27 protein-coding genes are annotated in these 26,094 nt (G+C 65.6%); 16 read left to right on the forward strand and 11 right to left on the reverse strand.

Features of this window, described 5'->3' with window-relative positions; translation table 11 throughout:
- Nucleotides 1-41: 41 nt before the first annotated feature.
- Nucleotides 42-500, reverse strand: a complete 459-nt coding sequence (locus L0V05_RS08860) for an Lrp/AsnC family transcriptional regulator (protein WP_234869749.1) — start codon at nt 498-500, stop codon at nt 42-44.
- 104 nt (nt 501-604) lie between these two features.
- Here L0V05_RS08860 and putA point away from each other — a divergent pair, with 104 nt between their 5' ends.
- From putA to L0V05_RS08880, 4 genes are read left to right on the forward strand one after another with little or no spacing between them, the layout of a single operon-like run.
- Nucleotides 605-4,054 (forward strand): bifunctional proline dehydrogenase/L-glutamate gamma-semialdehyde dehydrogenase PutA, encoded by a 3,450-nt coding sequence (gene putA, locus L0V05_RS08865; protein ID WP_234869750.1) that lies wholly within the window; start codon nt 605-607, stop codon nt 4,052-4,054.
- Nucleotides 4,055-4,085: 31 nt separating this feature from the next.
- On the forward strand, nt 4,086-4,826 hold the full coding sequence (locus L0V05_RS08870) for a rhomboid family intramembrane serine protease (RefSeq protein ID WP_234869751.1): 741 nt from the start codon (nt 4,086-4,088) through the stop codon (nt 4,824-4,826).
- Nucleotides 4,823-5,182 (forward strand): GFA family protein, encoded by a 360-nt coding sequence (locus L0V05_RS08875; protein ID WP_234869752.1) that lies wholly within the window; start codon nt 4,823-4,825, stop codon nt 5,180-5,182. The genes L0V05_RS08870 and L0V05_RS08875 overlap by 4 nt, the downstream gene beginning before the upstream one ends.
- A gap of 37 nt (nt 5,183-5,219) precedes the next feature.
- A complete protein-coding gene (locus tag L0V05_RS08880; protein WP_234869753.1) occupies nt 5,220-5,684 on the forward strand; it encodes an OsmC family protein in 465 nt (154 codons plus the stop codon).
- A gap of 18 nt (nt 5,685-5,702) precedes the next feature.
- On the opposite strand, the gene L0V05_RS08885 is transcribed toward L0V05_RS08880, so the two are convergent.
- Entirely contained in the window at nt 5,703-6,491 is a 789-nt protein-coding gene (locus L0V05_RS08885; RefSeq protein ID WP_234869754.1) for an inositol monophosphatase family protein, read from the reverse strand.
- 148 nt (nt 6,492-6,639) lie between these two features.
- Here L0V05_RS08885 and L0V05_RS08890 point away from each other — a divergent pair, with 148 nt between their 5' ends.
- Complete coding sequence (locus tag L0V05_RS08890) at nt 6,640-7,083, forward strand: glycine zipper 2TM domain-containing protein (RefSeq protein ID WP_234869755.1); 444 nt, start codon at nt 6,640-6,642, stop codon at nt 7,081-7,083.
- A gap of 40 nt (nt 7,084-7,123) precedes the next feature.
- Here the strand turns inward: L0V05_RS08890 and L0V05_RS08895 are convergent, their stop codons facing one another.
- Nucleotides 7,124-8,434, reverse strand: coding sequence for an MFS transporter (locus L0V05_RS08895; RefSeq protein ID WP_234869756.1), 1,311 nt, complete (start codon nt 8,432-8,434; stop codon nt 7,124-7,126).
- A gap of 14 nt (nt 8,435-8,448) precedes the next feature.
- Between L0V05_RS08895 and L0V05_RS08900 the strand changes: the two genes are divergently transcribed.
- Nucleotides 8,449-8,613 carry a hypothetical protein gene (locus L0V05_RS08900; RefSeq protein ID WP_234869757.1) on the forward strand — a complete coding sequence of 55 codons (165 nt, stop codon included), beginning with the start codon at nt 8,449-8,451 and terminating at the stop codon, nt 8,611-8,613.
- 49 nt (nt 8,614-8,662) lie between these two features.
- A complete protein-coding gene (locus L0V05_RS08905; protein ID WP_234869758.1) occupies nt 8,663-9,688 on the forward strand; it encodes an NADPH-dependent curcumin/dihydrocurcumin reductase in 1,026 nt (341 codons plus the stop codon).
- Here the strand turns inward: L0V05_RS08905 and L0V05_RS08910 are convergent.
- A complete protein-coding gene (locus tag L0V05_RS08910; RefSeq protein WP_234869759.1) occupies nt 9,685-10,590 on the reverse strand; it encodes a LysR family transcriptional regulator in 906 nt (301 codons plus the stop codon). The genes L0V05_RS08905 and L0V05_RS08910 overlap by 4 nt on opposite strands.
- Before the next feature lie 103 nt (nt 10,591-10,693).
- Here L0V05_RS08910 and metF point away from each other — a divergent pair, with 103 nt between their 5' ends.
- The 3 genes from metF to L0V05_RS08925 all read left to right on the forward strand — a co-directional run bounded on the left by metF (nt 10,694) and on the right by L0V05_RS08925 (nt 13,532).
- Nucleotides 10,694-11,560 carry a methylenetetrahydrofolate reductase [NAD(P)H] gene (gene metF, locus L0V05_RS08915; protein ID WP_234869760.1) on the forward strand — a complete coding sequence of 289 codons (867 nt, stop codon included), beginning with the start codon at nt 10,694-10,696 and terminating at the stop codon, nt 11,558-11,560.
- Nucleotides 11,561-11,687: 127 nt separating this feature from the next.
- Nucleotides 11,688-12,011, forward strand: a complete 324-nt coding sequence (locus L0V05_RS08920) for a putative quinol monooxygenase (protein ID WP_234869761.1) — start codon at nt 11,688-11,690, stop codon at nt 12,009-12,011.
- Nucleotides 12,012-12,230: 219 nt separating this feature from the next.
- A complete protein-coding gene (locus tag L0V05_RS08925) occupies nt 12,231-13,532 on the forward strand; it encodes a prolyl oligopeptidase family serine peptidase (protein ID WP_234869762.1) in 1,302 nt (433 codons plus the stop codon).
- 31 nt (nt 13,533-13,563) lie between these two features.
- On the opposite strand, the gene pip is transcribed toward L0V05_RS08925, so the two are convergent.
- Entirely contained in the window at nt 13,564-14,514 is a 951-nt protein-coding gene (gene pip, locus L0V05_RS08930) for a prolyl aminopeptidase (RefSeq protein ID WP_234869763.1), read from the reverse strand.
- A gap of 156 nt (nt 14,515-14,670) precedes the next feature.
- Between pip and L0V05_RS08935 the strand changes: the two genes are divergently transcribed.
- The 5 genes from L0V05_RS08935 (at nt 14,671) to L0V05_RS08955 (ending at nt 19,764) form a co-directional block, all read left to right on the forward strand.
- Nucleotides 14,671-16,179, forward strand: a complete 1,509-nt coding sequence (locus L0V05_RS08935) for a DUF1254 domain-containing protein (protein WP_234869764.1) — start codon at nt 14,671-14,673, stop codon at nt 16,177-16,179.
- Between the two features lie 125 nt (nt 16,180-16,304).
- Nucleotides 16,305-16,748, forward strand: a complete 444-nt coding sequence (gene aroQ / locus L0V05_RS08940; protein ID WP_234870575.1) for a type II 3-dehydroquinate dehydratase — start codon at nt 16,305-16,307, stop codon at nt 16,746-16,748.
- Nucleotides 16,748-17,515: an aldolase/citrate lyase family protein gene (locus tag L0V05_RS08945; protein WP_234869765.1), complete on the forward strand. Its 768-nt coding sequence runs from the start codon at nt 16,748-16,750 to the stop codon at nt 17,513-17,515. The genes aroQ and L0V05_RS08945 overlap by 1 nt, the downstream gene beginning before the upstream one ends.
- A gap of 3 nt (nt 17,516-17,518) precedes the next feature.
- Complete coding sequence (locus tag L0V05_RS08950) at nt 17,519-18,673, forward strand: AMP-binding protein (RefSeq protein WP_234869766.1); 1,155 nt, start codon at nt 17,519-17,521, stop codon at nt 18,671-18,673.
- Nucleotides 18,670-19,764, forward strand: coding sequence for an acetyl-CoA C-acyltransferase (locus L0V05_RS08955; RefSeq protein WP_234869767.1), 1,095 nt, complete (start codon nt 18,670-18,672; stop codon nt 19,762-19,764). The genes L0V05_RS08950 and L0V05_RS08955 overlap by 4 nt, the downstream gene beginning before the upstream one ends.
- 3 nt (nt 19,765-19,767) lie before the next feature.
- Here the strand turns inward: L0V05_RS08955 and L0V05_RS08960 are convergent, their stop codons facing one another.
- The 6 genes from L0V05_RS08960 to L0V05_RS08985 form a co-directional block, all read right to left on the reverse strand.
- Nucleotides 19,768-20,031: a DUF2484 family protein gene (locus L0V05_RS08960; RefSeq protein WP_234869768.1), complete on the reverse strand. Its 264-nt coding sequence runs from the start codon at nt 20,029-20,031 to the stop codon at nt 19,768-19,770.
- Nucleotides 20,028-20,294 carry a DUF2484 family protein gene (locus L0V05_RS08965; RefSeq protein WP_234869769.1) on the reverse strand — a complete coding sequence of 89 codons (267 nt, stop codon included), beginning with the start codon at nt 20,292-20,294 and terminating at the stop codon, nt 20,028-20,030. The genes L0V05_RS08960 and L0V05_RS08965 overlap by 4 nt, the downstream gene beginning before the upstream one ends.
- Nucleotides 20,295-20,372: 78 nt before the next feature.
- On the reverse strand, nt 20,373-21,779 hold the full coding sequence (gene murC, locus L0V05_RS08970) for a UDP-N-acetylmuramate--L-alanine ligase (protein ID WP_234869770.1): 1,407 nt from the start codon (nt 21,777-21,779) through the stop codon (nt 20,373-20,375).
- On the reverse strand, nt 21,776-22,912 hold the full coding sequence (locus tag L0V05_RS08975) for a UDP-N-acetylglucosamine--N-acetylmuramyl-(pentapeptide) pyrophosphoryl-undecaprenol N-acetylglucosamine transferase (protein WP_234869771.1): 1,137 nt from the start codon (nt 22,910-22,912) through the stop codon (nt 21,776-21,778). Before L0V05_RS08975 ends, murC begins: the two co-directional genes overlap by 4 nt.
- A 1-nt stretch (nt 22,913) precedes the next feature.
- Entirely contained in the window at nt 22,914-24,080 is a 1,167-nt protein-coding gene (gene ftsW / locus L0V05_RS08980; RefSeq protein WP_234869772.1) for a putative lipid II flippase FtsW, read from the reverse strand.
- Nucleotides 24,081-24,220: 140 nt separating this feature from the next.
- A complete protein-coding gene (locus tag L0V05_RS08985; protein WP_234869773.1) occupies nt 24,221-24,676 on the reverse strand; it encodes a GFA family protein in 456 nt (151 codons plus the stop codon).
- A gap of 185 nt (nt 24,677-24,861) precedes the next feature.
- On the opposite strand from L0V05_RS08985, the gene L0V05_RS08990 reads away from it, so the two are divergent.
- Nucleotides 24,862-26,073, forward strand: a complete 1,212-nt coding sequence (locus tag L0V05_RS08990; protein WP_234869774.1) for an MFS transporter — start codon at nt 24,862-24,864, stop codon at nt 26,071-26,073.
- Nucleotides 26,074-26,094 lie beyond the last annotated feature (21 nt).

Below are 26,094 nucleotides of genomic sequence, written 5' to 3' on the forward strand. Positions count from 1 at the left end.
CGGGCTGTTTGCGCCTCCGCGGCAATGGCCGGGCGCCCGGCTCAGGCTGTTTCCTTGACCGCCTCCATCGCCACATAGGTCGAGGTCGAGGCGACGTGGGGAAGGGCCGAGATGCGCTCGGCAAGCACCCGGCGATAGGACTGGATGTCGGTCGTGCGCACCTTCATCAGGTAATCGAACCTGCTCGCGATCATGTGGCATTCCTCGATCTCCGGCACGGCGAGCACCGCCCGGTTGAAGGCCTGCAGCGCCGCCTCGCGTGTGTCGGACAGCTTGACCTCCACAAAGGCCACATGCGCCTCGCCCATGCGTACATGGTCCAGAACCGCGCGGTAGCCGGTGATGATCCCTTGCTCTTCCAGCCGCTTCAGCCGAGCTTGAACGGGTGATTTGGAGAGCCCCACGCGCCGCGCCAGTTCCACCGCAGGAATCCGCCCTTCGGTTTCCAGCACCCGCAGCATGGCGCGGTCGAATTCGTCGAGGTCGAAGGAAGATGGCATCACCAATCACCTCAAAAACAGTCAAGGCGACCGCCGTTCCCGCATCATCGGGAAAATCGCCTGCGTGTTCCCGTGTATCCTGACCCAAAGCACAGGAGCCCGCAATGCCCGCCAGCGCCACCCAGACTGACCCGTGGACCACCATCACCGCGGCCTCGTTGGCCGAGGAGAGCCCGCTTGTGCTGCGTCTGATCGAAGACGCCAGGCTCGACACCGAAGCCCGCGCCCGGATCAGCGCCGCCGGGGCCGATCTTGTGACCCGCATCCGCGCCTCGACCCGTCCGGGCCTGATGGAGGTCTTCCTCGCCGAATATGGGCTTTCGACCGACGAGGGCATCGCGCTCATGTGTCTGGCGGAGGCGCTGCTGCGGGTGCCGGACGCCCAGACGATGGACGCGCTAATCGAGGACAAGATCGCCCCGTCCGACTGGGGCCGGCACCTCGGCCAGTCTTCCTCGTCGCTCGTGAACGCCTCGACCTGGGCGCTTATGCTGACCGGGCGGGTGCTCGACGATCGCGAGCCGGGCGTCGTCGGCCATCTGCGCGCCGCTGTCCGCCGTCTGGGCGAACCGGTGATCCGGACCGCCGTCGCCCGTGCGATGAAGGAGATGGGCCGCCAGTTCGTGCTGGGCGAGACGATCCAGTCGGCCATGACCCGCGCAGAAGAACTTGAGGCGAAGGGATATACCTACAGCTACGACATGCTGGGCGAGGCCGCCCGGACCGCCGCCGATGCCAAGCGCTACGAGGCGGCCTATGCGGCGGCGATCCGCGCCATCGGCGCCGCCGCCAAGGGCGACGACATCCGCGCCAATCCGGGGATCTCGGTCAAGCTTTCCGCCCTCCATCCGCGCTATGAGATCGCCAAGCGTGACCGGGTGCTGGCGGAACTCGTGCCGCGTGTCCTCTCCCTCGCCCGTCTCGCCAAGGAATCCCGCCTCGGCTTCAACATCGACGCAGAAGAGGCCGACCGACTGGCGCTGTCGCTCGAGGTGATCGAGTCTGTCCTGTCGGACCCGAGCCTTGTGGGCTGGACCGGCTTCGGCGTTGTCGTTCAGGCTTATGGGCGCCGCGCCGGGGCGGTGATCGACTGGCTCCATGCGCTGGCCATCCGGCTTGACCGCAAGATCATGGTTCGGCTGGTGAAGGGCGCCTACTGGGATGCCGAGGTGAAGCGGGCGCAGGTGCTGGGCCTCGCCTCCTTCCCGGTTTTCACGCGCAAGCAGGCAACGGACGTGAGCTATATCGCCAATGCGCGCAAGCTGCTCGGGATGACGGACCGCATCTACCCGCAATTCGCCACCCACAACGCCCATACCGCTGCCGCGATCCTAGATATGGCAGAGGACAAGACCGCCTTCGAATTCCAGCGCCTGCACGGCATGGGCGAACGGCTGCACGACCTCGTGCTGACCGACAACGGCACGCGCTGCCGCATTTACGCGCCCGTGGGCGCCCATCGTGACCTTCTGGCCTATCTCGTGCGCCGGCTGCTCGAGAACGGCGCCAACTCGTCCTTCGTCCACCAGATCGTCGATGCCGAGGTCCCGCCCGAGGTCGTCGCGGCCTGCCCGCTGAGCACGATGGAGGCGATGGAGCCAATCGCCAATCCGGCCATCCCGCCCGGGCCGCAGCTTTTCGCGCCACGTCCTAACTCGACCGGCCACGACCTGACCGACCTGACCGATCTCGCTGCGATCGAGGCCGCGCGCGAACAGCATATGGACCATCCTTTCGAAGCGCGCCCGATCCTTGCCGGCCCCGCTTCAGGCGGAAAGCGGGCGGTGATCGCCAACCCGGCCACTGGCGCGGTTGCCGGCCATGTCCTGCCAGCGCTTCCCTCGGACGTGGATGCAGCCCTGTCTGTTGCCGAGCCATGGTCTGCTGCCTCCGCCGAACGAGCCGCCGTCCTGTCCCGCGCCGCCATGCTTTACGAGCAGAACCTCGGCCCGATCTTTGCCCTTCTGGCGCGGGAGGCCGGGAAATCCCTGCCGGATGCGGTGTCGGAACTGCGCGAGGCGGTGGATTTCCTCCACTACTACGCTGTCGGGGCAAAAGCGCTAACCGCACCGGCGCGCGGCATCTTCGCCTGCATAAGCCCGTGGAACTTCCCGCTCGCCATCTTCACCGGCCAGATCGCCGCGGCGCTTGCCGCAGGCAACGCCGTTCTGGCGAAGCCCGCCGAACAGACGCCACTGATCGCGGCCCTCGCCGTGTCGCTCCTCCACGAGGCGGGCGTTCCCAAGACGGCCTTGCAACTCCTGCCGGGCGACGGATCGGTCGGCGCGGCGCTCACCCGCGATCCGCGCGTCGCGGGCGTCGCCTTCACAGGCTCCACCGAGACCGCCCAGATCATTCGTCGCAGCATGGCCGACCATCTCGACCCGACCGCGCCGCTGATCGCCGAGACCGGCGGCCTGAACGCGATGATCGTCGACTCGACCGCGCTGCCGGAACAGGCGGTGCGCGACGTGCTGGCCTCGGCCTTCCAGTCGGCAGGCCAGCGCTGTTCGGCGCTGCGCTGCCTCTACCTGCAGGAGGATATTGCCGAAACCGTCCAAGAGATGCTCTTCGGGGCGATGGACGAACTGACGATCGGTGATCCCTGGCACCTTGCCACCGACATCGGCCCGGTTATCGATACCGAGGCGCAGACCGGTATCCGCGCCTATATCGAGGCCGCACGGGCCGAGCGCCGGGTGCTGAAGGAGCTTCACGCGCCCCGCAAGGGCACCTTCATCCCGCCAACCGTCCTGCGCGTGAAGGGCATCGAGGACATGCCGCGCGAGATCTTCGGCCCTGTCCTTCACATCGCCACCTTCCGCGCCGCGGATCTGGACAAGGTGGTCTCGGCGGTCAACGCCACCGGCTACGGGCTGACTTTCGGGCTGCATACGCGCATCGACGACCGGGTGCAGCGCATTGTCGAAGGCGTCCATGCCGGCAACCTCTATGTCAACCGCAACCAGATCGGCGCGGTCGTCGGCAGCCAGCCCTTCGGCGGCGAGGGCCTGTCGGGCACTGGCCCCAAGGCGGGCGGCCCGAACTATCTGCCCAGGTTTACCCGCGGCGCAGCCGATCCCGCGCTGGATGACGGCACGGCCACCACTGCCACCGTCGCGCAAGACGCCATCAAGGCCGCTGCGGCAGAGGCCCGGGCTGACGAGACACTGGAGCTTCCCGGCCCGACCGGCGAGTCGAACCGCCTCACGCTCTCGGCCCGCGCGCCGGTTCTTTGCCTTGGCCCCGGTCGTGCAGCCGCAGAGCAGCAGGCGCAGGCGATCCGCGCGTTGGGCGGGTCGGCCGCCCTTGCGCCCGGTTTGCCACCGGAAGCGCTGGCAACGCTCACCGGCTTCTCTGGCGCGCTGCACTGGGGCAGCCCTGAACAAGCCCGGCCCTATGCACAGGCACTGGCGGGGCGGCATGGTCCTATCCTGCCTCTGATCGGAGGGATGCCCGACCGGTGCCACGCGCAGCTGGAACGTCAGGTCTGCATCGACACGACAGCGGCGGGCGGCAACGCGCGGCTTCTGTCCGAGGCCGCCGAGACTTGACGCCCCCTTTCGGATCGGGAACGCTGAACCCATGTTCCCGATCCGCGATCACAACCCGTCTGGCCGCACGCCCTACGTGACCTACACCCTGATCGCGATGAACATCGTGATCTTCCTGCTCTATTGGCCGCGCCTGACCTCTGACTATGCGGCGGCCGTGTTCTTCGATCACTGGGGACTCGTGCCGCTCTATGTGATGGAGGGGCACGATCTGCATGGCATCCTGACCTCTATGTTCCTGCATGGCGGCTGGATGCACCTGATCGGCAACATGCTGTTTTTGCACATCTTCGGCGACAACATGGAAGACGAGATGGGCCATCTGGGCTTTCTCGCCTTCTACCTCGCCAGCGGCCTTGCCGCTGCCGCCTTGCAGATCGTCGCGGACCCCTATTCGCGCATCCCGATGGTCGGCGCATCAGGGGCAATCGCCGGGGTCATGGGGGGCTACCTGCTCTTGTTCCCCAAGGCGCGGGTGGACGTGTTCATCTTCTTCGTGGTGTTCTTCAAAGTCTTCCCCGTGCGTGCCTGGCTGATGCTTGGGCTGTGGTTCCTGATCCAGATCGGCAGCGGGGTGATCACCTCGCCCGCCGAAGGCGGGGTCGCCCATTGGGCTCACGCCGGCGGCTTCATCGCCGGGGTGGCGCTGACCTTGCCGCTATGGCTGCGCCTAGGCGGGCGGACCTTCTGGGACCGGACCAAAGGCCTGCCGCCCCATCCGGCCATCACCTATGCCAACAGCCGCGTTCCGATCGTGAGGCGGCGCAGATGAAGGGCACCTGCCACTGCGGTGCGGTCGAGATCGAGGTGACGCTGTCTGATGGCTTTGCCACCGCCAGGCGCTGCGACTGTTCCTACTGCCGGCGCCGCGGCGCGATCGTTGTCTCGGCCAGGCTCGAGGATCTGCGGGTGGTGAAGGGGGCCGACACCCTGACGCTCTATCAATGGGGCACGAAGACCGCCAAGCACTGGTTCTGCAGGACCTGCGGCATCTACACCCACCACCAGCGCCGCTCGAACCCCAACGAATTTGGTATCAACGTCGCGATCCTCGAGGGCATCAATCCTCGCGATCTGGGCGATGTTCCCTGGGCCGACGGGGTGAACCATCCATCAGATCGCGGCTGAGCGTCGCAAAGCCACGTCCCCGCAAACTGGAGCCCTCATGGAACACGCCTACATCTCGCGGATCGTCTGGACCGGAAACCGGGGAACGGGCACCTCGGGCTATCGCGCCTATGATCGGACCTGGGATATCGCGGTGCCGGGCAAGGCGGTTGTTCCCTGTTCGAACGACCCGCTTCTCGGCGGCGATCCGGGAAAGATGAACCCGGAGGATCTGCTGCTCTCGGCTTTGTCGGCCTGCCACATGCTGTGGTATCTGCACTACGCTGCGGATGCCAGGATCATCGTCACACGCTACGAGGACAAGCCCATCGGCATCGGCGAGGTATCTGCAGGTGGTGCAGGTCGCTTTTCGGCAGCGACCTTGCGGCCGCACATTGCACTGCGGGCCGGCGCCGACCTGCAGGAGGCCGAGGCCATCCACCACCGCATCCACGAGGTGTGCTTCATCGCGCGGTCAGTGAATTTCCCTGTCCGCTATGAACCGACCTTCGAGGTTGTCTGAAGGTAGAAAGGCTCTGCGTCACTCGCCGCGGATGATCTTGCGGAAGCTTTCGAAGAGTTCGCCATTTCCGACGATCACCGCGCCTTTTTCCATCGGATCGTCGCCTTCGCGGATCGCCGAGGCGAAGCCACCCGCCTCGCGAACAATCAGCAGTCCCGCCGCCATGTCCCAAGCGTTGATGCCGCGCTCCCAGTAGCCATCATAACGGCCTGCAGCAACATACGCGAGGTCGAGCGCAGCCGCCCCCCAACGCCGCACTCCGGCGCAGGCCGGCATCAACCGCGCCAGGTCCTGAAGCGTCGCAGGCAGCGTGGTGCGCCCGCCAAAGGGCACGCCGGTGGCAAAGATCGCCTCGATCATGTGACGGCGCCCTGACACGCGGATACGCGTGTCGTTCAGCCAAGCTCCGGCGCCCTTCTCGGCGACGAACATCTCGTCCTTCGCCGGATCATAGACCACGCCCGAAACGATCTCGCCCTTGTGCTGAAGCGCGATAGACACCGCCCAATGCGGCAGGCCGTGCAGGAAATTGGTGGTCCCGTCCAGCGGATCGACGATCCAGCGCCGGGTCGGATCCTCGCCGTCCTGCCCGCCGGTTTCCTCGCCCAGCCAGCCATAGGTGGGGCGCCCGCCAAGGAGTTCTTCCTTGATGATCCGTTCGGCCTCGCGATCCGCGCGCGAAACGAAATCGCCCGGACCCTTGGACGACACCTGAAGGTTCTCGACCTCGCGGAAATCCTTCACGAGGCTGCGGCCCGCCTTCCGTGCGGCCTTGATCATCAGGTTGAGGTTGGCGCTGCCCTGCATGGCGATCGGCTCCGGTTTGTCAGGGCGTGCGTATAGGCGGGATGGGGTGGGAAGGAAAGGGGGACGGTGCTGGTTGGAACCACCTAGCCCTTGGAGGAGATTCACAAATGGCCTAATGATGGGTTGTCCGTCCCAAGGAGTTTCATCAATGAAATCGACAGTACTCGCCCTTCCTCTCGTTGCTTGTGCCGCACTGGCGGCCTGTGTGCCGACGACGACCGCCACCACCTATCCCGCGGTCGCGCAGCAGACTGTCTTCGACGGCACGATCACCAACGTCCAGCAGGTCGTCCAAACCAATCCGAACAGCCAGATGGCCGGCGCGGTTGTCGGCGGCATTGCCGGCGGGCTCATCGGCAACCAGTTCGGCAACGGGACCGGCAAGGACGTGATGACTGGCCTTGGCGCTGCTGCAGGGATGGCTGCCGGTTCGAACATGGCCGCCGCGAACTCGCGCACGACAGCGCTGCAATGGACCGTACGTCTGGACGACGGGCGCTCGATTGCAGTGGTCCAGAACCAGAACTTCAAGGTCGGACAGCGCGTGAAGGTTCAGTTCACCGGCAACGGTGGCGCGCGGATCATCGGCTGATCCGCGACGGCGGATGGCGCGCCGGCCAGTGGGCGGCGCGCTATTCCTTTCTATCCGGGCGATGGCGCGACAGCCAGACCAGCCCCATCAAGCCCAGGGCGGTCACCAGCGCAGCAAGTCCGAAGGTCGCCTCGGCGCCATGTGCCTGCCAGATCAGGCCGGACGCGAAGTTTCCAACCAGGACGGCCACTCCCCCCGCCAGATTGAACAGGCCAAAGGCCGTTCCCCGCAGGTCCCGCGGCGCCGTATCGGCGACAAGCGTGGCAAGCAATCCCTGCGTCAAGCCCATGTGCAGTCCCCACAGCGCGATCCCTGCCCAGATGACCGGCAGCCCGCCGTCAAGGGCCAGCACCAGATCCGACAGGGCCAGAACCGCGAAGCCCAGCATCAGCAGGCCCTCGCGCCCGATCCGGTCCGACAGAATTCCTACCGGATAGGCGGTCAGCGCATAGACGAGGTTAAGAACCACGAGAACGAGCGGAGACAAGGCAATGGCCAGACCCGCATCGCAGGCCCTCAGGATCAGGAACGCTTCGCTGATCCGCGCGAGGGTGAAGACCAGCGCCACGGCCACTACCCGCCAGAAGGCCCCGGGCAAACGGGCAAGTTCCGCGCGATGCAGCGGAAACCGTGCGGTTCTGGCGGGCCGGGCGGTACGCGGTTCCTTCACCGCGACGACAAGCACCAGCACCGACAACGCAGCAGGGATTACGGCCACCCAGAAGACTGTGCGGAAGTTCCCGGCCCAAAGCGCCATCAAGCCGATCGCCAGCAGCGGCCCGAGAAAGGCGCCAACCGTGTCGAGAGACTGGCGCAATCCGAAGGCCGCGCCTCGCAGCTCTGGCGGCGCGAGGTCGGCCACAAGCGCGTCTCGCGGCGCTCCTCGGATGCCCTTGCCGACGCGGTCGATGAACCGCGCGGCAACAACCCAACCCAGACTGCCCGCCAACGGAAAGACCGGCTTGGTGAGCGCGGCAAGGCCATAACCGACGACGGCCAGCCCTTTTCTGCGCCCAAGCCAGTCGGACAACGTCCCCGAGAACACCTTGACGATCAGCGCCGTCGCCTCGGCGATGCCCTCGATAAGCCCGACCGCGGCGTAGCCTGCACCGAAGACCGTCACGAGGTAGACGGGCAGCAGGCCGTGGATCATCTCTGAGGAGACATCCATCAGGAGCGAGACGAGACCGAGCGCCCAGATCCCGCGAGGAAGGCGCATGCGGCTGGCGCTGATGGTGCGATCGTTTTCCATGTGCCGGACCCTGTCACGCCCGGACGTCGGCGTCCATTGCCGGGCGTTCACCTTGTCGGGGCAGCGCTTTTCCGGCAAGAAGTCCGGGAATAGTGTCAAGCGGGAGCATCGCGATGGATTACAGCAAGTCGGGAAATTCCTCGCAGCGCAAGAACGCACCGAAACATCAGGAGCACAATGCCAAGGGTACGGCGAAGAACCCGTATGGCCAGACGCCACCCAAAACCGAGCTCCTGGCCAAGCTGAAGGCGGCGGCCGAAGCAAAGAAAAAGGGCTGACCGCAGCCTGCCGCTGACCACCATTACCCTGGCAGAAAGGGCGTCCATCATGGCCGAAGGCTTCAACACCCGCATCCTTTTGGCCGCCCGCCCCGACGGGATGCCGCGCCAGACGGATTTCCGCTTTGACACCGCGTCGATCCCCGAGCCGGGTGAGGGTCAGGTGCTGATCAAGATCCTCTACCTGTCGCTCGATCCCTACATGCGCGGTCGGATGAGCGCCGAGAAATCCTACGCCGCCCCGGTCGAGGTCGGCGCGGTAATGGAAGGGGGCACGGTCGGTCAGGTGATCCGCTCGCGCTATCCCGGTTTGGCCGAGGGCGATCTGGTCCTGTCCCATTCCGGCTGGCAGACCCATGCAGTGGCCAACGGCGCGGGCTTGCGCAAGCTGGATCCCGCCGCCGCGCCGCCCAGCACGGCGCTCGGCGTGCTCGGGATGCCGGGGTTCACTGCCTATGCGGGCCTTCTCACCCTCGGCCAGCCGAAACCGGGCGAGACGGTCGTCGTCGCGGCGGCGAGCGGCGCTGTTGGGTCCGTCGTGGGCCAGATCGCCCGGATCAAGGGCGCCCGCGCCATCGGCATCGCCGGCGGGCCGGAGAAATGCGCCTATGTCCATGACGAGCTTGGCTTCGATGCCGTCGTCGATCACCGCGCCCCCGATTTCGCTGCTCAGTTGGCCGCCGCCTGCCCGGCCGGGATCGATGTCTATTTCGAGAATGTCGGCGGTGCGGTCTGGGACGCGGTGTTCCCGCTTCTCAACACCTTTGCCCGCATCCCGGTCTGCGGCCTGATCGCCCAGTACAACCTCGGCCCTGCCGTGTTCGACGGCCCCGACCGCCTGCCGGGTCTGATGCGCGCCATACTGACGAAAAGCCTGACGCTCCGCGGCTTCATCCAGCGCGAATTCGCCGACCAGTTCCCGGCCTTCCATGCCGAGGCCTCGCGCTGGATCGCCGAAGGACGGCTGAAATACCGCGAGGACATCGTTGATGGCCTCGAAAACGCGCCGCGCGCCTTCGTTGACCTTCTGAACGGCCGGAACTTCGGCAAGCTCCTGATCCGCGTCGCGGCTTAGGCCCGCTGGAGCTTCACCGGCTCGCTCCGTCCGAGCCGCAGGAAATGCGCCATGAAGGGCTTGGTCGCGTCATCCTCGCGCGTGGCGGCATAAAGCCGCCGCGTGATCGTTTCGGGGCCAAGCGGTCGGGTCACATAGTCTGCATTTGATCTTACGTCACGCAGGACCCAGTCGGGCAGCACCGCCACCCCGCGGTTCGATCCGACCAGCATCAGGATCACCGCCGTCAGCTCCACCGGCCTCTGCCCTCGCGGCTCGACCCGCGCCGGGGTCAGGAGTTCGGTGAAGACGTCAAGCTTGTCGCGGCTCACCGGGTAGGTGATGAGGATCTCGTCGCGAAAATCCTCAGCCCCGATCCAGTCCTTCGTTGCCAGCGGATTCTGCGACGAGGCAACAAAGGTTGGATGATAGTCGAAGAGCGGATTGTAGACGACGCCCTCCAACCGCACGGGATCGGAGGAGATCACCAGATCCACCTCCTCGCGCAGGAGCGCCGGCATTGCCTCGAAGGCAAGCCCCGCGCGGATGTCCACATCCACCTCGGGCCAGGCGTGGCGGAACTGCTCCAGCACCAGGAACAGCCAGTCGAAGCAGGCATGGCATTCGATGGCGATGTGCAGCCGCCCGGTCTTGCCCGACTTCAAAGCCCGGAATTCTTCCTCCAGCGCGTCGATCTCGGGAAGGATGCGCTCTGCCAGCTTCAGCATCCGCAGACCGGCCGCCGACAGCCGCATCGGCTTCGAGCGACGCACGAACAGCTCCACCCCCGCCTGATCCTCCAGTCCCTTCACCTGATGCGACAGCGCCGACTGGGTCATGTTCAGCATTTCGGCCGCCCGGGCGAGGCCGCCGGCCTGCTGGATTGCGCGGATGGTGCGCAGATGACGGAACTCGAGGTGCATCTTGTGGTGATCCTCATATTGATCTTGAGAATTATGAATTGGTCTCACATTCGGAAATCTGGGACAAGGGGGTGTCCGAGAAGTGGACCCAAGGAGTCGATCTATGCCTGCACCCCGCGTTTCATTCGAGTTCTTCCCGCCCCAGACGCTAGAGGCGTCGTTCCGGCTGTGGGAGACGGTGCAGATGCTGGCGCCTCTCCGCCCGGAATTTGTGTCGGTCACCTATGGTGCCGGCGGCACGACGCGGAAGCTGACGCATGAAGCCGTCACCACGATCGGGCGGGCAACCGGCCTGAATGTCGCCGCCCATCTGACCTGCGTGGATGCCACGCGGACCGAGACGCTGGACATCGCCCGCTGCTACGCCGAGGCCGGCGTAACCGAGATCGTTGCACTGCGGGGCGATGCGCCGAAGGGCGCAACACGTTTCACCGCCCATCCCGAGGGTTTCGCCAATTCGGTCGAACTGATTGAGGCTCTTGCGGCGACAGGCCATTTCAACCTGCGCGTTGGCGCCTACCCCGAGCCCCACCCCGACGCCGCCGACACCCTCGCCGATGTCCGCTGGCTCAAGCGCAAGATCGAGGCCGGCGCCTCTTCCGCGATCACGCAGTTCTTTTTCGAACCCGAGACCTTCCTGCGCTTCCGCGATCTTTGCGCCAAGGAAGGGATCACCGCGCCGATCATCCCCGGCATTCTGCCCATCGAGAACTGGGCGGGCGTGAAGCGCTTTGCCGCCCGCTGCGGCGCGCAGGTGCCTGGCTGGCTGGACGAGGCGTTCCGCGCAGCGGCCCGCGACGAACGTGAGGAACTCCTGTCTGTCGCGCTGTGCACCGAGCTGTGCGACACGCTGATTTCGGAAGGGGTGGAAGACCTGCACTTCTACACCCTGAACCGCCCCCACCTGACGCGCGAGGTCTGCCACGCGCTCGGTATCACGGCGCAACCTGCGCTGGAAAAGGTTGCCTGAGAGGTCAGGCGTCCAAGGGGCCCTCCCTGGCCCCCTTGTTGCGCGAACTGGGGGGCCGGATGGTCCCCCATTTTTTTCTGCTCTCCAGCATTTGATCTGTCGGCGTCCGCCGCTGTAGGGTCATGCCATGACAGACAGCCCCGTGAAACCCGGAAGATCGGTCGAACCTGGGCGTGGCCCCGTCCGCCTTGCGGGCCTCCTCCGCTGCGACACTCCGGCGGATGCCGATCTCGTGCGTCTGCACCTGCCCAACCACGAACGGCTGTCCCGCGCCGAGCCGGGATGCCTCTGCTTCGCGGTCACGCCGACCGACGACCCCCTGGTCTGGCGGGTCGAAGAGCTCTTCGCGGACCGTGCCGCCTTTGACCACCACCAGATCCGAACGCGCGCGTCAGAGTGGTTCCGCGCCACCGCCCATATACGCCGCGAGTACAACGTCACGGCAGATTGATGACGTCTCTGCCGTACAAACCAGGGAATTTTCTGGAGGCCGTGCGCTCCGATGGCGGCATCAGAGGCGCGATGACTGGAGCTCGGGCTCCGACCATTTATGACAAACAACGTATATATTGCAAGGCGTTGTCACTTCTTCCAACCATAAGTCCGGAGCAGCCGACAGAAAACGGCACCAGCCGCGTTTGACGTACACTCCGATACGAAGGATCTTTCATTGCAACGTCGCCACGTCCTGCTCGCCGGTCTGGGCCTTACCGTCTCCGCCTTTCTTCCCATCCGCCCGGCCCTGGCCAAGGCGACCGGCGCGCCGCCTTACATCCTGGGTGCCACGGCCGTCACAAGGGTCTTCGGCAACGGCCAGCGGCTGATCGGCGTCGCCATCGAACAGGACCGCCCGGTCGAGGCGGAAGCGCTGAATCCGGCACTTTACAGCGTCGAGGGCCGGACAATCACCCGGGTCTATGCTGCAACGGAACCCGGTGTCGAAGCCCAGTACGGCCACTGGATCATGCTGGATCTGTCGCCGGACGATGCCGCCGCCCAGCTTTTCGTCACGGACGGCCGCACAACGACCCGCCATCCGGCCGCGACGACAGTCACGATCACGCCCGGAGGCGCGCCGGTCACTCCGGAATCCGGCCCGCCCTCGGGGCCGCCGGACTTCAACACGATCCCCCGCTCGATCCCGACCGACGCCGCAGTCAACCTCGTCGTCGATAATTTCCTGCAGGACCAGTTCCACGATGCCAAGACTGGCGACACGCTGGCGTACAACCTTTTCGAGCCGAAGGACCGCGACCCGCAGGCGGCGCTGCCACTTGTCCTTTTCATGCATGACGCCGGCAATACCAGCCCGGTGATCGATACGACCCTTGTTCAGGGCCTGGGTGCGATCGGCTGGGCCTCACCCGAGGATCAGGCGCGCCATGCCTGCCTTGTCCTGGCCCCGCAATATGCCAGCCAGACAGTCAACGACGACTCGCAGGCCACCTCTCTTCTCGACACGACGCTGCACCTTCTGGACCATATCGCCGCCACGCGGAACGTGGACCGGAAGCGCATCTATGTGACCGGCCAATCCGGCGGAGGCATGATGTCGATCGCGATGATGGTGCGGCACCCCGACCTCTTTGCCGCCGCCTTCCTCGTGGCCTGTCAGTGGGATCCGGCGGTGGTGCAGCCCCTCGCCCGCCAGAGGCTCTGGGTCGTCGTGGCCGAGGGCGACGCCAAGGCCTTCCCCGGCCAGAACGCGATCATGAAGGTGATCGAGGCGGAAGGTACCGCGCATTCCGAGGCGATCTGGGACGGCACGTCGGATGCTGCCACCCTGGACAAGGCCGTCGCCGAGCAGGCCGCACAGGGCAAGACGGTAAACTACTCCGTCCTGCAGAAGGGCACCGTGGTTCCTCCGGGGCAGGTCGACAATCCGGGGGCAAACCACGTCAACACATGGCGCATCGCTTATGATATTCCAGCGATCCGCGACTGGATCCTGCAGCAGGTCAAGCCGGGCTGACCCGGCAGAGGGGCAGGATCATGGACCGGCTTCATCCCGCAAACCGGTCCGTCGCCCGGATGAGCGCATCGCGGATGCCGGGCTCCGAGGCGGCATGGCCCGCGCCCTCGATCAGGTGGAACGCCGCCTCGGGCCAGGCCTTGTGCAGCTCGAACGCCGTCCGCGCCGGGCAGGGCATGTCATAGCGGCCGTGGATGATCGCGCCGGGTATGCCGTGCAGGCGGCGCGCGTCGCGCAGGAGCTGACCCTCCTTGAGCCAGCAGTCGTGGAAGAAGAAGTGGTTCTCGATCCGGGCGAAGGCCTCGGCAAAATGCGCCTCGCCGAAATGTTCGACCAGCGCGGGGCGTGGCAGGAGGGTGATCGTTGTGCCTTCCCAGGTCGACCAGGCCTGCGCCGCCACCCGCCTCACCTCCGGGTCGGGTGAGGTCAGCCTCCGACGGTAGGCCGCGACAAGATCGTCCCGCTCCACCTCGGGAATGGGGGCAAGGAATCTCTCCCAGGCGTCGGGAAACATCTCGGACACGCCATAGCGGTAGTACCAGTCGATCTCGGCCTTCGTGACCGTATATATGCCCCGCACGATCAGGGCGCGCACCCGCTCGGGATGGGTCTCGGCATAAGCGAGAGCCAGCGTTGCCCCCCATGACCCGCCAAAGACCACCCATGTCTCGCATCCGACCAGCGCGCGCAACCTCTCGATGTCGGCAACCAGATGCCAGGTCGTGTTCGCCTCGAGTTCCGCGTAAGGGGTCGAGCGACCGCAGCCGCGTTGATCGAACAGCAGGACGTCATAGCGCGACGGGTCGAAGAACCGGCGGTGATCGGGTTCGCATCCTCCTCCAGGTCCGCCATGCAGGAAAACGGCTGGCGTCGCACCCGGTGTTCCGACCCGTTCCCAATAGATCACATGGCCGTCGCCGACCTCCATCCGCCCCGTCTCATAGGGCTCGATCGGCGGATAGAACTCGCGCGGGGTCTCCATCTGTGCCGCCTCCTTGGCTGATTTCAGTGTCGAGATGATCGCAAATGGCGCGCAGGGGCAAGAACGGACGGCGCCGGAATGCCGCTGCCAGTTCCCTACGGCCTATCTGTGCATCTAGACTGGATCGCGGTCATTGGATCAGGAGGATGTATCGCAATGAGATTTGGCGGATCATTTACGGCGACGCTCGTGGCTTTGTTCCTTGGCGTCGGCACATTGCATGCCGAGCCTAAGTTCAAGGCTGACGTCCCCAGCAAGATAACCACCCCTAACAGCGTCGAGAGCCGCATCGGAACACTCAAGTTCAGCAAAGGTGTGCCGGACAGCGAGACGGCGGCGAAGATTTACGACAACCTCGACTTCATGCGGGGCGTACAGGCCTTTATGACCGGTATCTCTGCCACCTCGGTCCGCGCCATGTGCAACGGCCTTGAAAGCGCAGGAATCAAGGCGAACCAGGCCATCGGCATCACCGAAGACCTGATGGATGCCCGCAGCCTGTTCCTGACACCGAACACGACCACGGTCTACGCTTTTGCCTGTCTCGACCTGAGCGGCGGCCCCATCGTCTTCGATGTGCCGACGGGTGTTCTCGGCCCGGTCGACGATGCCGACTTCCGTTGGGTGACCGACATCGGCCTCACCGGCCCGGACAAGGGCAAGGGCGGGAAATACATGTTCGTGCCGCCCGGCTACAAGGGTGAGGTGCCGAGCGAGGGTTACTTCGTCGCCAAGCCCCGCACCAACACGCAGATCATCTTCTTCCGTGTCTTCGTGAAGGACGGCGACATCGCCGCAGCGGTGAATCACGTGAAGGAGAACGCGAACCTCTACCCGCTGTCCGCCGCCTCCGGCACCCCCGCCAAGGTCGCGTTCATCAACACCTCGGGACTGAAGTTCAACACGATCAGCGCCAACGATTTCAGCTTCTTCGAAGAGCTGAACCAGGTCGTGCAGGCCGAGCCGGCCGATTTCGTCGATCCCGATCAGGTCGGGCTTTACGCCTCGATCGGCATCCGCAAGGGCCAGCCCTTTGCGCCAGACGAGCGCATGAAGAAGATCCTGACCGAAGCCGTGGCTGTCGGCAACGCAACCGCCCGCACCATCCTGTTCGACAGCCGCGACCCGGCGGTGAAATACTATCCCGACCGGCAGTGGTCGACGCCCTTCGTCGGCGGCAGCTACGAGTTCCTCGATGGTGCGGCGCGCTTGCTCGATGCCCGTACGATGTTCTTCTACTATGCCACCGGCATCACCCCTGCGATGTCCTTCGCCAAGGTCGGCGAGGGTTCGGCCTATGCCGTGGCCGTGCGCGATGCCAAGGGCGAGGCACTTGACGGCGGCAAGACCTACAAGGTCACCCTGCCCGGCCCGATCCCGGCCAAGGATTTCTGGTCCTTCGTCGTCTATGACAACGACACACGCTCGCTGCTTGAAACCGACCAGAAGCTGGCCGGCGTCGACAGCACAAACAAGAAGTTGAAGGTTGGGGCTGACGGTTCGGTCACCGTCTGGTTCGGCCCGATGGCGCCCGAGGGTGAAGAAGAAAACTGGGTCCAGACCATGCCAGGCAAGGGCTGGAACACACTCCTCCGGCTTTACGGGCCGCTTGAACCCTGGTTCGACAAGAGCTGGAAGCCGGGCGATCTCGAACTGGTCGAGTAAGCCGCCGCGTTGAAGGTTTGGGCCGCCCTCCTTGCGGGGCGGCCATTTCCGTTCCGGCTTCCCCGATGCCGTTTGCCCTTTCGCCCGGATCGGCTATCGTCGCGCCAAACCGCAAGGACGCCCTTATGCCGAAACCGATCTATATTCTGAACGGACCCAACCTGAACCTGCTTGGCCACCGCCAGCCCGAGATCTATGGCCGCGCGACGCTCGAGGATGTTGCAGAGGCCTGTGCGGCGCTTGCGGAGGAACTCGGCCTGACGATCCGCTTCCACCAGTCGAACCACGAAGGCCAGCTGATCGACTGGATCCACGAAGCACGGGGGGAAGGCGCGGCTATCATCATCAACGCCGGGGCGCTGACCCACACCTCGATTGCCATCCTCGATGCACTCAATACCTTCGAAGGACCGGTGCTTGAGGTCCATATCTCCAACATCCACAAGCGCGAGAGCTTCCGCCACCATTCCTATGTCTCGCTTCGCGCAGACGGTGTGATCGCCGGTTTCGGGATCGAAGGCTACCCTCTCGCCCTGCGCCGCATCGCCTCCCTGATTGGAGGCAAATGATGGATCTGCCGAAGAACCGCTTCAAGCAGGCCCTGGCCGAGGGCCGCTCGCAGATCGGCATGTGGTGCACCATTCCCGGACCCGTCCCTGCCGAAGCGCTGGCAACATGCGGCTACGACTGGGTGCTGATCGATACCGAGCATTCGCTGACCGACATTCCCGATACGATGGCGATGATGCAGGCGATGGTTGGCCATGGCCCGTCGTCGCTCGTCCGGCCGGCGGCGAATGATCCGGTGCTGATCAAGCGCCTGCTAGACCTCGGCGCTCAGTCGCTCCTCATTCCCTATGTCCAGACCCGCGCCGAGGCGGAAGCGGCGGTGGCTGCGATCCGCTACGCGCCCCGAGGCATCCGCGGCGTTTCCTACATGACGCGGGCCTCCGGCTACGGCGCTGTCGATGGCTACCTCAAGCGTGCCGAGACCGAACTGTGCCTGCTCTTGCAGGTCGAGACGGACACCGCCTTGACCCGGATCGAGGAGATTGCCGCGGTCGATGGGGTGGACGGCCTCTTCATCGGCCCGTCCGATCTAGCCGCCAGCATGGGACATCCCGGCGAGCCGGGGCACCCCGAGGTCGTTGCCGCGATCGAGGCCGCGATCCCCCGCATTGTGGCGACCGGAAAGGCCGCCGGAATCCTTGCAACCGACGTAACCTTCGCCCGCCGCTGCATCGAGCTTGGCACGACCTTCACCGCCGTCGGCGTCGACCTGCACCTGCTCGTGCTTGCCGCCCGCCGGCTGGCGGCAGAGTTCCGCGGCGCCTGAGCCATGACATCCGAGCGATTCCGCTGGCATCCCGCCGCTCGGATCGTAACCGCCGAGGGTTCCAGCAACGGGGTTGGAGCCGACCTGAAGCCGGTGATCCCGGCACGCCCGGCGGCAGAGGCCCTGAAACAGGCCATGGCTGCCGCAGCGGCAGGACTGGCCTTCCGCATTGGTGGCGACGGTCCGCCACCTCCCCCCGGCCCGGTCATTGAAACGCTTACCTCCGGCTCTACCGGCAGCCCCCGCCGCATCCGCCGCGCGCACGCTTCCTGGATCGCGAGTTTCGAGGTCAACGCGCGGCTGTTCGGCCTCGGTCCAGGTTGCCGGGTCGGGATTCCTGGGCAACTGGTGCAGTCGTTGGCGCTCTATGGCTCTATCGAAACGCTGCATCTAGGCGGCGAACTGCACCCGCTCGACATGCTGCGCCCGGATCATCAGGCTCAAGCCATCCAAGTCCGCGGCATTGAGATGCTTTATGCCAGTCCAGTGCAGTTGCGCCTGATCACAGAGGCTGGCGTGCAGCTGCCCAGCCTTCGGCTTGTCCTCTGTGGCGGGGCAAAGCTTGATCCGGCCACTTGCGCCTTGGTCGGCAGCATCGCGCCGAACGCCCGGCTGTGCGAATTCTACGGCGCGGCCGAGGCAAGCTTCATCACGCTTTCCGACCCCGACACACCGGAAGGGTCGGTGGGGCGTGTCTATCCGGGCACCGAGCTGGATATTCGCGACGGTGAGATCTGGGTGCGGTCCCCCTACCTGTTCGAGGGGTATGCCGGCGATCCAGGACCGGCCCAGTGGCAGGAAGACTGGTTGTCGATCGGAGAGTACGGGCGGCTCGAGGATGGATACCTCTACCTGCACGGCCGCGCGGGCAGGATGGTCACGGTGGCCGACCAGAACGTCTTTCCCGAGGCTGTCGAGAGCTTTCTTCTGTCCCTTCCGGGTGTAACCCGCGCCGCCGCCCTCGCCCGCCCGGACCAACGGCGTGGCCATGTCATCGAGGCCTTTGTCGCAGGGGGTGACGTGGAAGCGGTGCTTTCAGCCTGCCGCTGCCAGCTTGGGCCGCTGGCCGCGCCCCGCCGCATCCATCGCATAGCCGACTGGCCTTTGCTCCCATCCGGCAAGACAGACCTAGCGGCGCTGGAGCGCGCGCTGCCGTGAACGCATGGATCACGGCAGCCTTCCGCACCCCTGTCGCATCGCGTGGCGGTGGCCTTGCCGGGCTGCACGCCCACGAACTTGCGGCGCCGCTTGTGGCCCCCTGTCTGGCCGCCGCGGGACTGGCACCGGATCAGGTGGACGAGATGATCCTGTCGAACGTCCTGGGCGAAGGCGGCAACCCCGCGCGTCTCGCGGCGCTCGCCGCAGGTCTGCCCGAGCGCGTGGCCGGGCTGACGATCGACCGGCAATGCGCCGGCGGGCTCGACGCGATCCTCTTGGCGGCTGCTTTGGTCAATTCAGGTCAGGCCGATGCCGTTCTGGCAGGCGGGAGCGAGAGCTATTCGCGTCGCCCGTTGCGGCTGCGCACCGATCCTGCCGGGGGCGCACCGACGGCCTATGATCAGGCGCGCTTCACGCCCTGGCCAGATCGCGACCCCGATATGGCGGCGGCATCCGCGGCGCTTGCCGAACGCCTCGGCATCGCCCGTGCCGAGCAAGAGGCCTGGGCCGTGTCCAGCCACGCCAAGGCCCTCGCGGCGCAGGAGCGGCTGCGTTCCGAAATCATACCACTTGCCGGCCTGACCGATGATGCCTTTACCCGCAGGCTGTCGCCGGCGATCGCGGCACGGGCACGCCCCATCGCCGGCAGCATCACCGCGGCGACGGCGGCAGTGGCGGCAGACGGGGCGGCGCTGTGCCTCGTTGTCTCGGACAAGCTGATGCGGCGTGCCCCCAAGGCGTTGCGCATTCTGGGCGGCGTCACACTCGGCGCCCGGCCCGATGAACCGGGTCTTGCCCCAATTCCGGCGATCAAGGCGTGTCTCGCAAAGGCGGGCGTGGCGACCGATCGCATCGGGCAGGCCGAGATCATGGAGGCCTATGCCGTTCAGGCCATGGCCTGCATCTCTGGCGCGGGCCTTGATCCGGCACGGGTCAATCCCGGTGGCGGGGCGCTGGCACGCGGCCATCCGGTCGGCGCGTCGGGGGCGATCCTTGCTACGAGGCTGTTTCACGACCTGTCGGGCGGGATCGGCCTAGCCGCCATCGCGGCGGCGGGCGGGATCGGCACTGCCCTGTTGGTTCAGGACTGAGCGCTATTCGGCCGGGCTTTGCTGGAAGACTCGCTTGCGGACACCGCGCCACAGATAGATCAGCGGCCAGCGCAGCACCGACGAGCCTGCAGCCAGCGCGAGCATGCCGATCCATGGGCCGTTCTCGTAGGTGACCCAGCCGAGAATGGGGATGCCGACGGAGATCAGCAGATAGGCGGCGCGCCAATGCTGGTCGCGGCTGGGCAGCATGGCAATCACGTTCGCGACGATGAGCCAGATACAGACGGCAACAAGAGACAGGCTCATTGGTTCTGCTCCCCGACCCGTTCGACCGGCAGACCGACTGCCCTGCGACCGAAGTAAATCAGCGGCCGGCGGAACATCGACCCGAACCCCAGCAGCGCCAGGGCAGCCCAGACCCAGCCATGTTCCCAGCCGATCCAGCCGATCAGCACCGGTGCGGCAATAAGCAGCGCCAATCCCGGCGCCATCTGGCGGCGGAACGGCAGCAAGGCCACGGCCGTGGCGGCCAGCACCCAGATGCAGGCGAGCGTCAGTGGAGCGGACATGCCGGCGTCTCCTCCCTGACACTGGGTAGCGCAATCCACACGCGGAAGGCGATTGTTCTTTGGGATAGGGCGCTCATCTCAGGCCCCAAGCCGCGCCGGCAGAGCATTGGCCCAGGCCGAGATCGTGCCCGCGCCAAGACAGACGACCATATCGCCCGGTCGTGCCTGCTCCTTGACCAGTCGCGCCAGATCCTCTTCCGACAGGATTGCCCGTGCGTGGCGGTGCCCGTGGGCGATCAGGCCCGCGACCAGATCGTCTCGCGTGGCTCCGGGGATCGGATCCTCGCCTGCAGCGTAAACCTCGGCGATGGCGACGACGTCGGCCTCGTTGAAGCAGGTGCAGAAGTCCTCGAACAGGTTCGACAGTCGGGTATAGCGATGCGGCTGGTGGACGGCGATGATGCGCCCCTTGGTTGCCTGACGCGCGGCCTTCAGCACAGCGGCGATCTCGACCGGGTGGTGGCCGTAATCGTCGATGATGGTGACGCCGCCCAGCACCTCGCCCACCTTGGTGAAGCGGCGGTTGACGCCACCGAACTTGGCCAGGGCCTCGCGGATTTCCTCTTTCTTCATGCCGAGATGGCGGGCAACCGCAATCGCCGCCAATGCGTTCGACACGTTGTGGTCGCCCGGCATCGGCAGGGTCATGCCCTCGATAATGCTGCTGTCGCCCTCGTTCTGAAGGGCGACGTCGAAATGCGCCGTGCCGTTCTCGAACCGCAGGTTCAGGGCGCGAACATCCGCCTGCGCATTGAAACCGAAGGTCACGACCCGGCGATCAGTGACGCGGCCGACCAGAGCCTGCACCTCGGGATGGTCGGTGCAGCAGACTGCCAGTCCGTAGAAGGGCACGTTCGAAACGAAGTCGAGGAAACCCTTCCGCAGCGCGTCGAAGCTGCCCCAATGCTCCATATGTTCGGGGTCGATGTTGGTGACGATGGCGATTGTGGCGGGCAGGCGGTTGAAGGATCCGTCCGACTCATCGGCCTCGACCACCATCCACTCCCCTGCCCCGGCGCGGGCATTGGAGCCATAGGCGTGGATGATGCCGCCGTTGATGACGGTCGGGTCAAAGCCGCCCTTGTCGAGCAGCGTGGCGACCATGGTCGTCGTGGTGGTCTTGCCATGCGTTCCGGCGATGGCGATGTTCGACTTCAGCCGCATCAGTTCGGCCAGCATCTCGGCCCGGCGCACCACCGGCAGCTTGCGCTTGCGCGCTTCTTCCAGTTCGGGGTTGCCCTTCTTGATGGCGGACGAGATGACGACCACCGCCGCGTCGCCGATATTCTCGGCCCGCTGGCCTTCGAAGAAGGTCGCGCCAAGTTCCACCAGCCGGTCGGTGATCTTCGAGGCCTTCGCGTCCGACCCCTGCACGGTGTAACCGAGCGTGATCAGCACCTCTGCAATGCCGGACATACCGATGCCGCCGATGCCGACGAAATGGATTGGTCCCAGTTCGAGCGGAAGTTTGGTTGCCGCGTTCATGCGCCGCCTTTCTTGTATTGGGCCGCCGGGATGCCGGCTGCCAGTCGTTCCACAATCTCTACGAGCCGCTCCGTGGCATCGGGTCGGCCCTGCGACAGGGCGGCCCGCGCCATTGCCTCGGCCTTGGCAGGATTACCCAAAATCGCGGCGATATGGCCGGAAAGCCCGGCGGGATCAAGCTCGGATTCCCGGATGACGATTGCTGCCCCTGCGTCAGAAAGGCCCCTGGCGTTGGCGGCCTGATGGTCGCCGGTGGCTGCCGCGAAGGGGATGAGGATCGAAGGCCGGCCCACCACCGATATATCTGCGACCGATGAAGCGCCAGAACGCGAGATGACCAGCTGCGCCTCGGACAGGCGGCGCGGGATGTCGGTAAAGAAGGGCTCGATCTCGGCCTTGATACCGGCGGCATCGTACGCGGCCTGCGCCCGTTCGGCATCTTCCTCACGCGCTTGGTGGGCGACGCGAAGCCGGATGCGCAGCGCTTCGGGCAAGGCCGCGACGGCGGCGGGCACCACGTCAGAAAGAATGCGCGCCCCCTGGCTGCCGCCAATCACCAGAAGGCTCATCGGGTAGTCGCCCGGCGCGATGTACCCTGCCCCCGCCCGGTCAAGCACGGCCTGCCGCACGGGATTGCCGGTATGGATACCCTCGACCCCGGTCGGCAACGCGGTCGGCCACGTGCCACAGGCGACTGCATCCACGCGAGATACGAAGGCGGTGTTGACCTTGCCAAGCACCCCGTTCTGTTCGTGGATCATGCGGGGAATGCGCAACACCGTCGCTGCGGACAGCGCAGGGATCGTCGGATAGCCGCCAAAGCCAACAATGACTGTTGGCCGGTCGCGCAGCATCTGCCCCGCTGCGCCAAGCACTCCGCCGGCAATGCGGAACGGCACGGCCAACTTCGCCGCCGCGCCGCCGCGTGCGAAGGTGGCCGAGGAGATTTCCTCGATCACGACCTGTTCCGGAAAGGCGATGGCATATCGGGCGCCGCGCACGTCTGTCGACAGCTTTACCCGCCAGCCCTTGGCAATCATCGCTTCGGCCAGGGCCTGGGCGGGGAACATGTGCCCGCCCGTGCCGCCGGCTGCGATCAGCAGCAGCGGCGCGCGCTCGCCCCGCCCCGCCATCTTACCGGCCCCGCTTGAACAGGATGTCGCCCATCTCGCCCTGCGGCCTCTGCCGCGTGAAGGCAAGCAGCATGCCCACCGTTATTCCGGCGGCGATCACTGAAGACCCGCCGTAGCTGACGAAGGGCAAGGTCATGCCCTTGGCAGGCAGCAGGCGTACAGCGACGCCCATGTTGATCATCGCCTGAACGCCGAACATACACGCAAGCCCGGTTCCGGCCAGCCGGCTGAACGGATCGCGCTCGCGCGTCAGCCGCCAAAGCGAGCGGACAGTGATCGCCGCGTAGAGGGCGATGATGATCAGAACCAGCACGAGGCCATATTCCTCGGCCGCGACGGCGATGATGAAATCGGTATGAGCATCGGGCAGCGACCACTTCACCTGCCCCTCGCCCACGCCAACACCAAAGAAACCACCCTCCTGGATGGCGTTGGCCGCATAGCCAAGCTGGGTACGGGGATCGACATCGGGGGTCAGGAAGCCGTCGATGCGGCGGGCGAAGTGTTCGGAATTGGCGTAGGCAAACATCCCGCCCGCCGTAACCAGCCCGCCAATCGTGGTAATGAGCAGGAAGGGCGCACCTGCGACGAAGTACATGACTCCCCAGCCGAACAGCACCAGCGCCGCTTGCCCGAAGTCGGGCTGCAGGGCCAGAAGGACGACGACGACCACCGCGACGACAAAGGAGATCAGCTTTCCGGGCGGGCCGTTCAGGTCCTGCCCCGCTGCGATCAGCCAGGCGCAAACGACGACGAAGAAGGGCTTGAGGAACTCCGACGGCTGGAACGACAGGAAGCCCATCGAGAACCAGCGCGTGGCCCCCTTTCCGAAATCGGTTCCGAGGAAGGGAAGAAGGCAAAGTGCCACGAAGAAGATGCCGAAGCCGATCACCGACAGCCGGCGGACCAGTTGCGGCGTCATCATTGAGGTCGCCATCATCGCAACCATCGCCATGCCGCCAAAGATTGCCTGGCGCTGGACATAGTGGAAGGGATCCAGGCCGTTGCGCGTCGCCAGCGGCACCGAGGCCGCCAGGCCCAGAAGCAGTCCGATGCCGAAAAGCATCATGATCGAAGTCATCGACCATTTGTCGATCGTTCGCCACCAACGGGGGAGTACCGGCTCGCCCACCCGTGCGGGCATGGAGCCATAGACCATCTCAGTCATGGTGCGTCGCCTGTTCCGCCTTCATGCAGGGCTGCTCACCCCGCCACTGCCTCGATCGCCCGGTTTTCCGGGTCTGGCGGAAGAGTAGCGGATAAGCCCGCGCAAGGCCAGAGAAAACCCGGCCGAAAACCCGGCTGTGCTTACGCCTTCAGTGCCTCGCGGCGGGCGAGGCTGGTAGCCGGCCAGAGCTGGCTGGTGCTGTAGTATTCCTCAAAAGCCGGAACGCCTTCGGGCAGCAGGACCCAGGGCAGTTTCGTCGAGGTGAAGATGTGAACATCGGGCGGGCATCCGGCGGGATCGCGCAGGGTCCCGACGCGGACGAAAGCAAGCTTGCGGCGCAGGCTGCCATAGTGCGACCAGAGCGCGACGAGGCAATCCGGACAACGCGCGATCTCCTGCCCCTTGCCAGAGGCTGACGGCGTCATGACGTAGTCGACCGCGCCATCGACCTCGAGCCGGCTCGTCTCGATCAGCGCGTTCAGGGCAAAGGCCGATCCGGTTTCTCGCTGGCACCAACTGCAATGGCAGGCATGAACGAATAAAGGACGGTCGGTCATCCGGTAGCGGATGTGGCCACAGGTGCATTGCCCTTCCATCTGCCTTTGTCCTCCACGCTGCCGCCTCTGGTATCATCGCCTCGCCACTGGCCGCCGACAAGCACCAGAGAGCACTTCTGCCTGTGACATGTGCTGCGCAGAGAATCGTGTATCATTGCCATCTGATTGAACGCATCATCCGGCTGCGACGCGAATGGGCTCGTTTCGCGGCCACGGAGGCTCGGATGTCGCAGACGGCCTATCGCTGGATCGTTGTCGCAGCAGGCGGCCTGATGGGCTGCGTTGCGATGGGCGCGCTGTTTGCCCTGCCGGTCCTGCTGACGCCGATGGCTGAGGCAACGGGCTGGTCCCGAACGGGCATTTCTTCTGCCATGACGATCGGATTTCTCGCCATGGCGCTCACGTCGATGGGCTGGGGCGCCCTTTCCGACCGCTACGGCGCCCGCCCGGTGGTCATGGCGGGGGCGGCCCTGTTCGCGGCCAGCCTGTTTCTTGCCAGCCGGGCGCCCAGCCTGCTGGTGTTCCAGTTCTGCTTCGGCGGGCTTGTCGGGGGGGCAGTCGCGGCGTTCTTCGCCCCGATGATGGCAACGGTCACCGGCTGGTTCACGACGCAGCGCAGCCTTGCCGTCTCGCTCGTGTCGGCGGGGATGGGCCTTGCCCCTGTGACCATGTCGCCCCTGGTCGCCAGTCTGATCCAAACGAATGACTGGCGCACCGTGCTGGCCATTCTCGCGCTGATCGTCTCGGCGGTAAACATCCCGACCGCGCTGCTGCTGCGCCCGCCACCTCGGCAGGAGGAAAGCGCGGTCAAGATGCAGGAGGGGCCGTCAGACGACATGACCGTGCGCGAGGCTCTGACCTCGCTGCCTTTCCTGGTTCTGGTGGCGACCAACTTTTTCTGCTGTGCGACCCATTCCGGCCCGATCTTTCATACGGTGAGCTATGCCGAACTCTGTGGCCTGACGACCATCGTTGCCGTGTCGATCTACTCGGTTGAAGGCATTGCAGGACTGTTCGGCCGGATCGGCTTTGGCGTGATGGGCGACAGGTTCGGCGCCAAGCGGGTTCTGGTGGCGGGGCTCCTGGCACAGGCCTTCGGGGCGCTCGGCTATTTCTTCGCCCATGAACTCCTGCAGTTCTACACGGTCGCAGTGATCTTCGGCTTCATCTATGCCGGGATCATGCCGCTTTATGCCGTGCTGATCCGCGAAAACTTCCCGATGAAGATGATGGGAACGATCATGGGCGGCACCGGCATGGCCGGATCGCTCGGGATGGCCAGCGGCCCATTGCTCGGCGGCTGGATTTTCGACACGACCGGTGGATACGGCGCGCTCTACATCACGAGCTTTGCCTTCGGCCTGATGGCCTTTGCCATCTCAATGACCTTCAGGCCGTTCCCGAACGCCGCCCAGACCCCTTCGGTTGCCCGCTAGACCCCGGATGCCTGCGGCCAC

Source organism: Alitabrizicola rongguiensis, from assembly GCF_021491355.1.
Lineage (GTDB): Bacteria > Pseudomonadota > Alphaproteobacteria > Rhodobacterales > Rhodobacteraceae > Aliitabrizicola > Aliitabrizicola rongguiensis.